Genomic DNA, 13,916 nt, shown 5'->3' with positions numbered 1-13,916 from the left:
AAACCTCCTTTTTCCTTTAATGCTACGCTTCCCTTTAGTTTAAGGGACTTCTTATAGTATACTGAATGAAGTAAATCATTGTATAGAAAGAAAGAGGGATTCTTGCCTTTGAACCAATTTCTTGTTTATCCATTAGAACTTATTCCATATGTTGCCATTACGCTTGTTGTTGCATTTACGATGCACGAGCTGGGGCATGCATATGTTGCGTACCGATTCGGAGACCCGACGGCTAAGAATCAAGGGAGACTGACGCTCAATCCACTGAAGCATCTAGATGTATTCGGGACGATTTTGATCTTTGTGGCCGGGTTTGGCTGGGCGAGACCTGTACCGGTGAATCGTTACCATTTTAAAAAACCGCGCTTAGCAGGGATTTGTGTCTCCATTGCTGGGCCATTAAGTAACTTGGTGCTGGCGTTTTTGGGCTTTTTTGTGTATGTGCTTCTTCAGAAATTTGGCGGGGAGTGGATCATGCGCTTTGAGCCGGGAGTCGATAATTTCTTTTTAATCTTTATTAACTTAAACGTCATCTTGTTCCTATTTAACTTATTACCGCTTCCGCCGCTGGATGGGTATCGGATTATTGAGGACGTCGTCAGCCCTAGGGTTCGGGCGAAAATGACGCAATTTGAACAATATGGGATCATTATTTTTCTCATATTCGTGATCACACCGCTGGGACAGTTTGTGTTTGGTCCATTGATCGGAATGCGGGATCAAATCATACACTGGTTTAATCTTATTTTGAAGCCGCTGCTTTAGGAGGTTTAATGAATGGAAGGTAAAAAGAAGAAACCAATTGGTTTTAACATCATTAAAAAAACAGATGCAACCGACGGACATGGAGGCTTTGGGGCAGGTGCCCTCAGTCTTGATAATATCTCGCCAGTCATCATTGATGTAGAAGAAAAGGAAGCTGTCATTGATATTGGTGCTATGCATGCAAGAAGTGCCGTCGAAAAAGGAATTAAATTTTTGAAAACAAAAGAAGAAGTACCGAACGGAAAGCCGTATTGGCTCGTATGGGTGACGATTGACCGCAGAGAAGAAGGGCCTTATTATGCAGGTGTGACGGCTTGTGAAATGACCGTTGACCGTTCAATCCGCCGCGGGTATAAGTCACTTCCAGAGCATGTGAATTTAATGGATAAATCGATGAAGCGAAAAATTGTCGTTAGTCATATGGACGACGTATCCAAAAAGGTGCTGGCTGACTTCTTAAAGGGTCATAATCAAGCGCTATGGGACGCATCAACAGATGAATTAAAAGAAGGATTGGCTGTCCCTGAATAATTGTGAAATTTTTGTGAAGATTGGCGGATGTCTACCAATTCGATCCGTTTTTTGAGTAAACTGGTGTTAAAGCTAGGACATGGAGAATCCCGAGATGCAGGTCTCGGGGTTTTTCATGTCTTTTTTAACGTTTCAGCCACTTTTCCCACCATTTCTTTGGCTTTTGATCTTGAACTGGTTCCTGCTCAGAGGCCTTGTCCTCAGCACCATAGCAGACACCTGTCGGCTCCGTACCTTCTATAAAATAGGTGAATACCTTTGATTCACATCCTGGACCTGCGAGGTCGCCGGTTTTTGGATTGATATATACCCCTTTGACACCGTCAGGCGGCATGAAGGAGGAGGCTGGCTGCTTTGAGAGAGCTGATTCCATAAAGGAAGCCCATATTTTTTTCGCATAGGCCGTTTCTTCGACTGAGTCAATGGTGCGGCCTTTATCATAGCCTGTCCATACACCTGTGACGAGCTGGGGAGAGAAGCCGATCATCCAGCTGTCGGCGCCTGTAGTCCCAGACTTTCCTCCGTATGTTCGTGTAAGGTCCTTTATAATGGTGCGGCCAGTGACACTTGTATAGCCGTTTAATTGATCATTGAACATGCCTGACATCATGTCGGTGGTGACAAATGCTGCTTTTTCATCTAGGATTTGTTCTCGTTTTTGTTTCTCTTCAAAAAGCACATTGCCTTTTGCGTCGGTTACTTTCGTAATAAAGGTTGGTTTGACGCGTTTTCCGCCATTGACCAGCATGGCGTAAGCATTGGTCATTTCAATGGGTTTCACAGGAGACGTGCCCAGGGCAAGAGAGGGTACTTGATCTAGTTTCTCCTTGATTCCAAATGTTTTGCCAGCACGTACAAGCTGTTCCATTCCTAAAAATAGATGGGTCTTTACAGCGTAAATATTATCAGACAGCGCTAAAGCTTGAAGCATTGTAATGCCGTCATTGGCGTAATAGCCGTGATAATTGCTTGGTGAATAAGCGGCATCGCTGCCTTGATCATCCAGTTCAAACACCGTTTCCTCACTGCGCATGACGGTTGCGGGTGTAAACCCGTTTTGCAAGGCAATGTAATAAAGAAGGGGTTTCATGGTTGAACCGGGCTGTCTTTTTGCTTGTGTCACCCGATTGAATGGACTTTTCTCATAATCTCTCCCGCCTATGAGGGCAAGTACATGCCCTGTTTGAGGATGGATGGCGGCAAAGCCGATTTGGATTTCCGATTTGGAATTCATCTCGTTTTTTAGTGTCTTTTCTGCGATTTTCTGTAATTCTGGATTGAGGGTCGTTTGGACATGAAGCCCATAGGTTTCAATCTGTTCCTCTGTTAACCCCAAGCTTTGTTTCAACTCACGAATCACATCATCATAAAAATACGGGGCTTGCTTTGCTTGCAGCTGCTTCTTTTGCAAAGGGCGATAGGACAGCTTTTCTTTCGCAGCGTCATCGGCTGCTTTTTTCGTAATCATGCCATCCTCGTGCATTTGTCTCAGAATCATATTCTTTCTTGCGCTGGCTTTCTCCTCATTCACATAAGGGGAATAGAGAGAAGGCCCCTTTGGGATACCGGCAAGCAGGGCAGATTCAGCGAGGGTTAAGTTCTTTGCTTTTTTCCCGAAATACAGACGGGACGCTGCTTCCACACCGTACGCTCCGTGACCATAATAAATGGTGTTCAAGTATCCTTCTAAAATCTCATCTTTTGTATAGTTTTGTTCTAAACGAATCGTGTAAAAGGCTTCATTCCACTTCCGTTTCCACGTTTTATCATGATCTAAATAAAGGTTTCGTGCATATTGCTGGGTGATCGTGCTGGCACCTTGCACCTTAGCCATGGCACGAATATCGGCCACCGCAGCACCTGCCATCCGTTTCACATCAAAGCCATGATGCTCATAAAAGGTTTTATCTTCAACAGCGACAACTGCCTGTCTGATATGAGGAGACATCTCCTTTAATGGCACCCAATATCTCTTTTCTCCAAAGCTGGATTCTCCAAGCTTTGAGCCATCGGCTGCATAAATGGTCGTGGATTGGGGAACTTGAACAGAAGGGGCACCTTGCCATTTAGCTATTAATAGAATCGTCAAAAAGACGGTACCTGCAAATAGAAAAGCGAGCAAGCCGATAAAAAAACAGGCTCGAATCGTTTTCACGGTCATGCGGATTTTTTTATTACTCATGATTGTGTCCATGCAAAGCCCCCATTTTGACGGTTTTTTATCAGTATGGAACAAAGAAAACCTTTTTAAACAAGCGATTGCTGGAGCGCTTTAAAAAATGAAGAGAACTCATGCGGTTCTTTACAATTTGATATGAATCCACTATACTTTTTTCTTGGACAATCGATATAGTCAAAGCCGATAAAAGGCGCTAACAATAGATGTTTGTTTATTATTGGATGAGAGGAAGATGAACAATGAGCGAACTTTGGTATACAGAGAAGCAAACGAAGAATTTTGGTATTACATTGAAGGTGAACAAAACCCTTCACACAGAACAAACAGACTTTCAGCATTTAGAAATGGTGGAAACAGAAGAGTTTGGCAATATGCTGTTTTTAGACGGCATGGTGATGACGTCTGAGAAAGATGAGTTTGTATACCACGAAATGGTGGCACATGTTCCTCTTTTCACTCATCCAAACCCGGAAAATGTTCTTGTTGTAGGCGGAGGAGACGGCGGTGTCATTCGTGAGATCCTCAAACACCCAAGTGTGAAAAAAGCGACACTTGTTGATATTGACGGAAAGGTCATCGAATACTCGAAGAAATTCCTTCCTTCTATCGCTGGGAAACTAGACGATCCTCGTGTAGATGTGAAAGTAGGAGACGGTTTTATGCACATTGCTGAAGCTGACAACGAGTATGATGTGATTATGGTTGACTCTACTGAGCCGGTTGGACCAGCTGTGAACCTGTTCTCTAAAGGATTTTACGCAGGAATCGCAAAAGCACTCAAAGAAGACGGTATTTTCGTTGCACAAACGGACAACCCTTGGTTCACCCCTGAGCTGATTACAAATGTACAGCGTGATGTAAAAGAAATTTTCCCAATTACGAAGCTTTACACAGCGAATATTCCAACGTATCCAAGCGGTCTTTGGACATTCACCATCGGTTCTAAAAAATATGATCCACTTGCTGTAGAAGACAGCCGTTTCTTTGATATTGAGACGAAATATTACACAAAAGAATTGCACAAAGCGGCATTCGTTCTGCCGAAATTTGTGAGCGACTTAATCAAATAAATCAAACGAAATGGACATGCGCAAATGACGGTTTGCGCATTTTTTGAAGCGTAAAAGGAGGAATCTTGCATGAGATTCGATGAGGCTTATTCAGGAAAAGTGTTTATTGGAAGTCATCCGACATGGGAAGATGCAAAGGTCATTTTATACGGCATGCCGATGGACTGGACAGTCAGCTACCGCCCAGGTTCACGTTTCGGTCCGAACCGCATTCGTGAAGTATCGATCGGTTTAGAGGAATACAGCCCTTATTTAGATCGTGAACTGCACGAGGTGCCATTCTTTGATGCGGGCGACATCCCGCTTCCATTTGGCAATGCACAGAAAAGCTTAGATTTAATTGAAGAGTATGTCGACAGCATTTTGGAAAAAGGAAAGTTTCCATTAGGAATGGGCGGCGAGCATCTTGTGTCTTGGCCGGTTTTCCGTGCGATGTATAAGAAATACCCTGATTTGGCCATCATCCATATGGACGCACATACGGATCTTCGTGAGGAATATGAAGGTGAGCCGCTTTCACATTCAACACCGATTCGTAAAGTTGCAGGACTGATTGGAGCTGAAAATGTATTCTCTTTCGGCATCCGTTCTGGAATGAAAGAAGAATTTGAATGGGCAAAAGAAGCGGGTATGCACATTTCTAAATTTGAAGTGCTGGAGCCATTGAAGCAAGTATTGCCAAAGCTAAAAGGGCGTCCAGTGTACGTGACGATCGACATTGATGTACTTGATCCAGCTCATGCACCTGGTACAGGAACGGTAGATGCTGGCGGTATTACATCAAAAGAGCTGCTTGCATCCATTCATGCAATTGCAGGATCTGACGTCAAAGTCGTTGGGGCAGACCTAGTCGAGGTAGCACCTGTATATGATCACTCTGACCAAACAGCGAATACAGCGAGTAAGCTTTTACGAGAAATGCTGCTTGGTTTTGTGAAATAATCAGTTGATAGAGGGGCTTGTCATCTCATGTGGACAAGCTCTTTTTTTACATTGGTCAAAAAAAAGGAGGCAGCTCATGTTTTCGTCCATATTGATGGTGTTCCTCGCTTTATGTGTGTTAGGGGCAGGCTTTCTCACACTGAAACGAGAGCTCGCAGCTAATCCGCCTGTTTTTGCTTCGAAAAAGGAAGCAAAGGAAGAGATGCTGGGGCTGTTTCACGATCGAGGCTTTTTCTATCTGACGGCCATTGCGTTATTCATGCATGTGGTATTTAAAAAGGATCAAATCGCACCATTTGATTTTTTTCAGGCACTTTTGGCAAGTTCAGGCATACAGGCTCTTTTTTACTTAATGAAAAGAAAAGACTTAGGCGTAAAGGCTGGACTTGTCATATTGGTCAGTTGTATTTTTCTTTTTTTCTAAAGGGATGGCTGAAGATGAAAAACGAAGTTTAATCGCCATGAAGAAGAGAAATGATGGTATGATAGGCGATCGTGAATATGGTATACTATTTTAGTTAAACGGGTCTTAGCAAAGGAAGTGCAAAATGACACAAAACCAAATTTCAATTCATGTAAAGTCAGTGATGAAACCAGAGACGGAGCCGGCTGAAACGATCGAATTCCGCACGACTGGAACGTACCAAGAGAAGAATGACAAAACGTATCTCACTTACCATGAAGAACATGAAATGGGTCAAGTAAAAACCGTTGTGAAAATGAGTGAAAAAGAAATTTTTGTGATGAGATCAGGGGCTATTCAAATGAAGCAGCGCTTTCTCATTGGAGAAACAACCGTCACACATTACACGATGCCATTCGGTACACTTCAGCTAGATGTGCACACACATGGTATTGATCTCGATGTGGACAAGGGGCTGCTGCACATTACGTACGATATGCTGACAGGAGAAGATCAAAAGCATTTACATACATTATCGATTTCGTATAAGGAGGATTTACGTTCATGAATATCGCAGAACAGGTCAAAGATGCGTTAAAAGAAGAAATCATAGCGGCAGTCGTCAAAGCAGGACTTGCCGATGAAAGCCAGGTGCCAGATGTCCTTTTAGAAGTGCCGAAAGACAAAACTCACGGTGATTACTCGACCAACATGGCGATGCAGCTTGCCCGCATTGCGAAAAAAGCACCTCGTCAAATCGCAGAGGACATCGTCAATGCATTTGATAAAGGGAAAGCTTCCATTGAAAAACTGGATATCGCAGGTCCAGGGTTCATTAACTTTTATATGAACAATCAGTATTTAACAAAACTCATTCCAGCTGTTCTTGAGGCAAAAGGAGCTTATGGCGAAACGAATACAGGCGGCGGTCAAAAGGTGCAAGTCGAATTCGTCTCAGCCAACCCAACAGGTGACCTTCACCTTGGACATGCCCGCGGAGCAGCTGTAGGAGATTCCCTTTGCAACATCCTTGATAAAGCAGGGTTCGATGTGAGCCGTGAATACTATATCAACGATGCAGGGAATCAAATCAATAACCTCGCTTTATCTGTAGAAGTACGTTATTTTGAGGCACTCGGTCTTGAAAAAGAAATGCCTGAAGACGGCTACAGAGGAGAGGACATCAAAGGCATCGGACAAAAGCTTGCGGATGAATTTGGTGACCGTTTCGTGCATGAACCGGAAGAAGAGCGTATGAAGTTCTTCCGTGAATACGGCTTGAAATACGAATTAGAGAAATTACGTGTAGACCTTGAGAATTTCCGTGTGCCATTTGATGTATGGTATTCAGAAACCTCTTTATATGAAAATGGAAAAATCGAACCAGCGCTGGAGACACTTCGCGCTAAAGGCTATGTTTTTGAAGAAGACGGCGCAACGTGGCTGCGTTCAACTGATTTTGGCGATGACAAGGACCGTGTGCTGATTAAAAAGGACGGCAGCTTCACTTACCTGCTTCCAGACATCGCATATCATAAAGACAAATTGGACAGAGGCTTTGACCAGCTCATTAACATTTGGGGAGCGGACCATCACGGCTATATCCCTCGAATGAAAGCGGCGATTCAAGCACTTGGATATCCAGCTGACAAGCTTGAAGTCGAAATCATTCAGCTTGTTCACCTTTACAAAAACGGTGAAAAGATGAAGATGAGTAAGCGTACAGGAAAAGCCGTCACAATGCGTGACTTGATTGAAGAAGTCGGCTTAGATGCGACTCGTTATTTCTTTGCGATGAGAAGTGCGGCGACACATATGGACTTTGACCTAGACTTAGCGATTTCTACGTCTAACGAAAACCCTGTGTACTATGCACAATATGCGCATGCGAGAATTTGCAGCATGCTGCGTCAAGGTGAAGAAAAAGGCTATGAACCGAACCTTGAAAAAGCCGATTTCTCTCACATTCAATCGGAAAAAGAATACGATCTTCTGAAAATCATTGGCAGCTTCCCAGAAGTTGTAGCAGAAGCAGCTGAAAAGCGAATTCCGCACCGCGTGACGAACTATATTTATGACCTTGCATCAGCCCTTCACAGCTTCTACAATGCCGAGAAGGTCATTGACGCAGAAAACGAAACAAAAACAACAGCACGTCTTTCACTCATGAAAGCAACACAAATCACGCTTGCGAATGCATTAAAACTAATTGGTGTATCGGCTCCGGAAAAGATGTAATGAAATAAAAGAAAGCCCCACTCTATTGAATGAGTGGGGTTTTTTGGTATAAAAAACCCGCTATCCTTAAGAGATAGCGGGTTTTGAAAATTATCCAAGCGTATTAATTATGTTAGAAATAGAATCGAATAATTGGCTTAGAACATCAGAAAACATATTTTTGCCTCCTCTCTTTTCTTTTACATCTACTTAACGAAGGGGATGGAGGGTTGGATAGAAAAAAGCACCGCCTATTCGGGTGCTTTTTGCCTTTCGTTATGAATGAATGCGCAGCTTTACGTCTCCATTTGTACACGCTAGTTGAACGTTTCCACCAATCGGTAAAGTGAAGACTGGCTGTGTATGTCCGATATCGACATCATAAATCACAGGGATGTGTTTGAGCATTGGATGTTTATCTAAAATGAATCTTAAATGTTCCTCTGTCATCTTGGATTTTTTCTGAAAGCGTCCGATGATCAACCCTTTGATTGATTGTGCATGCTGCAGGAGGGAGGTAAGGTCTCTGGCGAACATTTCAGGGAACACCAGCTCATCATCTTCCACAAATAAGATCGCATCCTTTACATTCGGCATAAACGATGTCCCTTGCAGTAAGTTCAGTGTACAAAGGTTTCCGCCAAACAAGGTGCCTTCAGCTGTTCCTTCCTGATATATGTTCCATTTCGTCGGATGAAACTGCCTGTTCGCTTGATCGAGATACCACGCGTCATCACTCCATTTTGTCGAAGGAATCACATCAAACGGTTCGTTGCCGTTCATCAAGCAAGCTTGAAACATAGCGGTCTGCTCCTCCTGTCCCTGCTCCATTTGAAAGCTTGAGAAATGGGGGCCAGAATATGTCACAATATCACATTTCGCTGTAATGGCGTTTGCAAGTGCAGTGATATCACTATAGCCGCAAAGGACTTTAGGATGCTGTCGGATCAAATCGTAATCAATATAAGGCAAAAGCTCATTGCAGTTAAAGCCTCCGATGGCTGTCAAAATACCATCGACCTCATCATCTGTGAACGCCTCATGCAGATCAGACAAGCGGTGTTCAATAGACGATGAGGAATGAAGGTCACATTCAAAGACGTGCTGTCCAAAAGAGACAGTGAACCCTAAAGACTCCAGACGTTTTTTCGCTTGAGAAATTCCTTCTTTTGATAAAATGCTGGCACTTCGGCTTGGGGCAATGACCCGAATATGGCTGCCTTTTTTTAAAGGTGGGGGTGTATGCATAAACAAATCTTCCTTTCCATCACGTATTTCTCCATTATATCGGATCAAATAGCGTCAGTCTGTAAAGGCTAGGAGAAAGGAAGGGGTCGTGCGTTTCATACAAGCTGTACAAAGGGTATGGAAGAGAAAAAGACAGAATGAGGGCGGAGAATGTGAAAAAGAGAAGACTGGAATTTTTATTTTTATATTTTATGATATTCGGGGCATATGTGGTGTATTGGTGGACTGTGCCGGCGTGGAGCGTTCAGCTGTACGCAGCGATTTATATCGCCATTATTTTATTTAGTATCATCTCACTCATGCTGGAGAACCGTACATCACAGCACACGCTGTTATGGATATATGTGCTGATTTTTTTCCCGATCATTGGCTATATGTTCTATCTGTTCTCAGGGCAGCTCTATGTAAAGGGGCATTTATTCAAATCAAAGAGAATGTATAACCGCGAGAAATTACGCAGAATCTCTGAGCTTGAGAGTAAGCCGAATGAGTCACGTTTAACCGATAATCAGCGTGCTTTTTTTCATTACACAGAAAAAGCAACAGGCATGCATGTGAACACAAATAGTGATATGGAGATTTTAAAGAATGGGGAGGAGACGTTCCCCAGAATTTTTGAAGAGTTAAAAAAGGCAAAATCGTTCATTCATATTGAATATTACATGTTCAAATCCGATTTCCTCGGCCACCGGATGATGGAGATTTTGATTGAAAAAGTGAAAGAAGGGGTAGAGGTCCGTTTCATATATGATGCGGCAGGCAGCATCCGCTTCTCCCGAAAAGATATTAAACGCTTGAAGCAGGCAGGGGTCAAGGTCGCTCCTTTTTTACCTTTAAAATATGGATTCTTTAATCAAAAATTCAATTTTCGAAATCACCGGAAAATCGTCATTATTGATGGAGAGACAGGGTTTGTCGGCGGGTTAAATGTCGGCAAGGAATACGTAGGACGGGATGAAAAGATCGGCTTTTGGCGTGATACGCATGCCATGTTAAAGGGTGAGGCTGTTCAGACCCTTCACTCCGTTTTTATGCTGGACTGGGAGTATGTATCAGATGAAGTATTAATTGATGATCCGAGGTATCATACGCCGCATTCTGTGACAGGCGAGGATGTCATTCAGGTTGTACCAACTGGACCTGATATGAAAGAAAGTATGAGTGATTTATATGATGCCCTCATTTCTAATGCGAAACAATTTGTCTGGATTGCCACACCTTACTTTGTACCAAACGAATCGATTCGCACTGCGCTCAAAATCGCTGCCACAAGAGGGGTGGATGTGCGGGTGATGGTTCCAGAGATCAATGACGGATTTCTCACACAATACGCCACACGATCCTATTTTTCTGAGCTTCTAAAAGAGGGCATCAAGGTGTATCACTATCAGAAAGGATTCATGCATCAAAAGGTGATGATCGCAGATGGAGAACTCGCCTCTGTCGGTACCGCGAATGTCGATATGAGAAGCTTTCAGCTCAATTTTGAGGTCAATGTCTTTACAGCTGCGAAAAAGCCAATTGAGCAATTGATGGCCCACTATGAGGAAGATATGAAGGAATGTGAGCAAATGGGCCCTGTTCATTTTTATAAAAGAGGCTTAAAAGAGCGTTTGAAGGAATCATTTGCCCGGTTGTTTTCTGGCGTATTATGAGGATTTCCAGCCAAAGAAATCATTTCCTGATCTAGTATTTTGAAGAGGATTCCTCTATAATTGAAAATGATTATCAATTATAGAGGAAATGAGGTTCTTTTACATATGCTAAAACGCTTTTTCGCCTATTACAGGCCCTATCGCGGTCTGTTCTTTTTAGATTTCTTTTGCGCTGTCGCAGTTGGATTGATGGAACTTGGTTTCCCGCTGATCGTGAACTACTTCATTGATACATTATTACCGACAGGGAACTGGACGGTCATTGCCTGGACCGCACTTGCTCTGTTTATCATTTATGCACTCAGCTCGGTTATGCAGTTTATTGTGTCGTACTGGGGGCACATGCTTGGCATCAATATTGAAACAGATATGAGGAAGAAGCTGTTTGATCATTTTCAGCGTCTCTCATTTAAGTTCTTTGATAACAACAAAACGGGTAAGCTTATGTCTCGAATGACAAATGACCTCATGTACATTGGTGAGGTGGCTCATCACGGACCTGAGGATTTGTTTATTGCAATTATGACGATTCTTGGCGCCTTTGCTGTCATGCTGATGATTAACTGGCAGCTTGCTATCTTAACCTTCTTGATCATGCCTGTCATCATTTGGCTTGCCCTTCATTTTAATAAGAAGATGACACAGGCGATTACACAGCTGAACAATGACATTGGAGACTTTCATGCAAGGGTTGAAAACAATATTGGCGGCATTCGTCTTGTTCAAGCTTTTGCCAACGAACATTTCGAGAAAAAGCGTTTTGCAGAAAACAACAACCGCTTTCGGAAAGCGAAGCTTCTTTCATATAAAATCATGTCGGTGAACGGCTCAATCAGTTACATTCTTACACGTCTTGTGACACTGTTTGTCCTTCTGGCAGGGACATGGTTTGTTCTGCAGGGGCAATTAACGGCAGGTGGATTTATCGCATTTGTTCTCATTACAAATGTCTTATTCAGACCGATTGATAAAATCAACACAGTGATTGAAATGTATCCAAAAGGAATTGCGGGCTTTAAAAGCTATGTCGACTTACTTGAAACAGAGCCAGATGTAAAGGATACAGAGGGAGCTCGTGATGTATTCGGACTGAAAGGTGAAATTGAATATCGAAACGTGACATTCGGCTACGATGAGCACAGCCATGTGTTAAAGGACATCGATTTGAAGATCAAACAAGGAGAAACTGTTGCGTTTGTCGGGCCTTCAGGAGCCGGGAAATCGACGATTTGCAGTTTGCTGCCACGTTTTTATGATGTGGATGAAGGGGAGATTACAATTGATGGTGTAAGTACAAAATCGATGACCCTGTCTTCTTTAAGACAGCAGATCGGCATTGTGCAGCAGGATGTCTTTTTATTCTCAGGCACCATTCGAGAAAACATTGCGTACGGCAACCTAGAAGCCAGCGATGCAGAGATTTGGGAGGCTGTACGTCGTGCGCATTTAGAGGAACTCGTCCAGCGTTTCCCAGAAGGATTAAATACAGTCATAGGCGAGCGCGGCGTCAAACTGTCAGGCGGCCAAAAGCAGCGCCTGTCGATTGCGCGGATGTTCCTAAAAAATCCTTCGATTCTTATTTTAGATGAAGCCACATCAGCACTTGATACAGAAACAGAAAAAGCTATACAGGATGCACTGAGCGAACTGGCTGTCGGAAGGACAACACTCGTCATTGCCCACCGCCTGGCAACAATTAAACACGCCGATCGTATCATCGTCGTGACAGAGGAAGGCATCCAAGAACAAGGCCGCCACCAAGACCTTATTCAAATGGGAGGCGTGTACAGCAGACTGCATGAAGCGCAGTTTGGTCATTGAAGAGAAAGCCCTTTTGATAAAGGGCTTTTTTTGTTAGGATAGAAAAAACGTTTGTAGGAAGGATCTGATGGAATGAAGGGGCTTCGGCGATTACAAAAGGGCGATAAGATCGGTATTTTTTCACCTTCCAGTCCTGCATCAGCGACCTCGCCTCTTAGGTATGAGCGGGCGAAGAAGTGGCTTGAGCAAAAAGGATTCATTGTGGTACCAGGATCATTAACAGGGAAAGAGGATCACTACCGTTCAGGTACAATTCAAGAACGAGCAGATGAGCTGAATGAGCTGATGGCTAGAGAGGACTTGGCGTGCATCATGTCAATGATTGGCGGGACGAATTCAAATAGTTTGCTGCCTTATCTTGATTTTGACCTGCTGAAACAACATCCGAAAATCATGATTGGTTATTCAGATGCGACAGCGATTCTTTTAGCGGCCTACGAAAAAACGGGACTGCCTGTCTTCTACGGACCGGCGCTTGTTCCTTCTTTTGGCGAGTTTGAACCGTTTGTCACTTATACATATCAGTCGTTTGAGGGCATCCTGATGTCCCATCAAACCATTCCTTATCAGATTGAAAAACCGCCTTTTTGGACAGATGAACGAATCAATTGGGAAGAAAAGACGGGTGATAAAAAGCAGCGTCCAAATGATTGGCTGTGCGTCATAGAGGGACAAGCAGAAGGCAAATTGATCGGCGGGAACTTGAATGCGATGTACGGCATATGGGGAAGTGAGTTCATGCCAGCCATCCAAAACGGAGACATCCTTCTCATTGAAGATTGTATGAAAACCGCGTCGGTTGTTGAAAAGAACTTCTCTTTATTGAAAGTAAATGGCGTGTTTGAACGGGTTTCTGGGATTCTTTTAGGAAAACATGAGCTGTTTGATGATGAAGGGACGGGCAAAGAGCCTTATGAGATTTTACTTGAGGTACTCGGAGAGACAAAAAGACCACTCATCGCTGATTTTGACTGTGCTCATACGCACCCAATGCTTACGATGCCAATCGGGGCACAAGTGAAAATGGATGCATCCTCCAAACAAGTTTGGTTAACAAAAGAGTGGATATAGCAAAAGAGCAGCCC

General features: G+C 43.4%; 12 protein-coding genes. 10 read left to right on the top strand and 2 right to left on the bottom strand.

Annotation, left to right across the window (positions count from 1 at the left end; translation table 11 throughout):
• Positions 1-108: 108 nt before the first annotated feature.
• Both MHB41_RS17150 and MHB41_RS17145 read left to right on the top strand, forming a co-directional pair.
• Positions 109-765 (top strand): site-2 protease family protein, encoded by a 657-nt coding sequence (locus MHB41_RS17150; protein WP_340899784.1) that lies wholly within the window; start codon positions 109-111, stop codon positions 763-765.
• 12 nt (positions 766-777) lie between these two features.
• Positions 778-1,296: a YwhD family protein gene (locus MHB41_RS17145; protein WP_024423769.1), complete on the top strand. Its 519-nt coding sequence runs from the start codon at positions 778-780 to the stop codon at positions 1,294-1,296.
• Between the two features lie 124 nt (positions 1,297-1,420).
• On the opposite strand, the gene MHB41_RS17140 is transcribed toward MHB41_RS17145, so the two are convergent.
• Positions 1,421-3,490: a transglycosylase domain-containing protein gene (locus MHB41_RS17140; protein WP_340899786.1), complete on the bottom strand. Its 2,070-nt coding sequence runs from the start codon at positions 3,488-3,490 to the stop codon at positions 1,421-1,423.
• A 224-nt stretch (positions 3,491-3,714) separates the two neighbouring features.
• Here MHB41_RS17140 and speE point away from each other — a divergent pair, with 224 nt between their 5' ends.
• The 5 genes from speE (at position 3,715) to argS (ending at position 8,128) form a co-directional block, all read left to right on the top strand.
• Positions 3,715-4,545 (top strand): spermidine synthase, encoded by an 831-nt coding sequence (gene speE, locus MHB41_RS17135; protein WP_025093862.1) that lies wholly within the window; start codon positions 3,715-3,717, stop codon positions 4,543-4,545.
• 69 nt (positions 4,546-4,614) lie between these two features.
• Entirely contained in the window at positions 4,615-5,487 is an 873-nt protein-coding gene (gene speB, locus MHB41_RS17130; protein ID WP_025093863.1) for an agmatinase, read from the top strand.
• A 76-nt stretch (positions 5,488-5,563) separates the two neighbouring features.
• On the top strand, positions 5,564-5,911 hold the full coding sequence (locus MHB41_RS17125) for a hypothetical protein (RefSeq protein WP_340899788.1): 348 nt from the start codon (positions 5,564-5,566) through the stop codon (positions 5,909-5,911).
• Between the two features lie 124 nt (positions 5,912-6,035).
• Positions 6,036-6,458 carry a DUF1934 family protein gene (locus MHB41_RS17120; protein ID WP_003215400.1) on the top strand — a complete coding sequence of 141 codons (423 nt, stop codon included), beginning with the start codon at positions 6,036-6,038 and terminating at the stop codon, positions 6,456-6,458.
• Positions 6,455-8,128, top strand: coding sequence for an arginine--tRNA ligase (gene argS / locus MHB41_RS17115; protein ID WP_340899790.1), 1,674 nt, complete (start codon positions 6,455-6,457; stop codon positions 8,126-8,128). Before MHB41_RS17120 ends, argS begins: the two co-directional genes overlap by 4 nt.
• A 255-nt stretch (positions 8,129-8,383) precedes the next feature.
• Here argS and MHB41_RS17110 read toward each other — a convergent pair whose 3' ends face one another.
• Positions 8,384-9,355, bottom strand: coding sequence for a S66 peptidase family protein (locus MHB41_RS17110; protein WP_061110201.1), 972 nt, complete (start codon positions 9,353-9,355; stop codon positions 8,384-8,386).
• Positions 9,356-9,507: 152 nt separating this feature from the next.
• Between MHB41_RS17110 and cls the strand changes: the two genes are divergently transcribed.
• From cls to MHB41_RS17095, 3 genes are all read left to right on the top strand, one after another.
• Complete coding sequence (cls, locus tag MHB41_RS17105; protein ID WP_041115905.1) at positions 9,508-11,010, top strand: cardiolipin synthase; 1,503 nt, start codon at positions 9,508-9,510, stop codon at positions 11,008-11,010.
• Between the two features lie 105 nt (positions 11,011-11,115).
• The gene (locus MHB41_RS17100; protein ID WP_041088614.1) at positions 11,116-12,831 is read left to right on the top strand and encodes an ABC transporter ATP-binding protein; all 1,716 of its coding nucleotides are present in this window, start codon (positions 11,116-11,118) and stop codon (positions 12,829-12,831) included.
• A gap of 72 nt (positions 12,832-12,903) precedes the next feature.
• Entirely contained in the window at positions 12,904-13,902 is a 999-nt protein-coding gene (locus tag MHB41_RS17095; RefSeq protein ID WP_061110200.1) for a S66 peptidase family protein, read from the top strand.
• Positions 13,903-13,916: the final 14 nt, after the last annotated feature.

Origin of the sequence: Bacillus sp. FSL H7-0578 (assembly GCF_038630855.1) — a bacterium.
GTDB classification, from domain to species: domain Bacteria; phylum Bacillota; class Bacilli; order Bacillales; family Bacillaceae; genus Bacillus; species Bacillus safensis.
The sequence above is the reverse complement of the archived record's forward strand: the minus strand, read 5'-3'. Positions and strand labels throughout refer to the sequence as shown.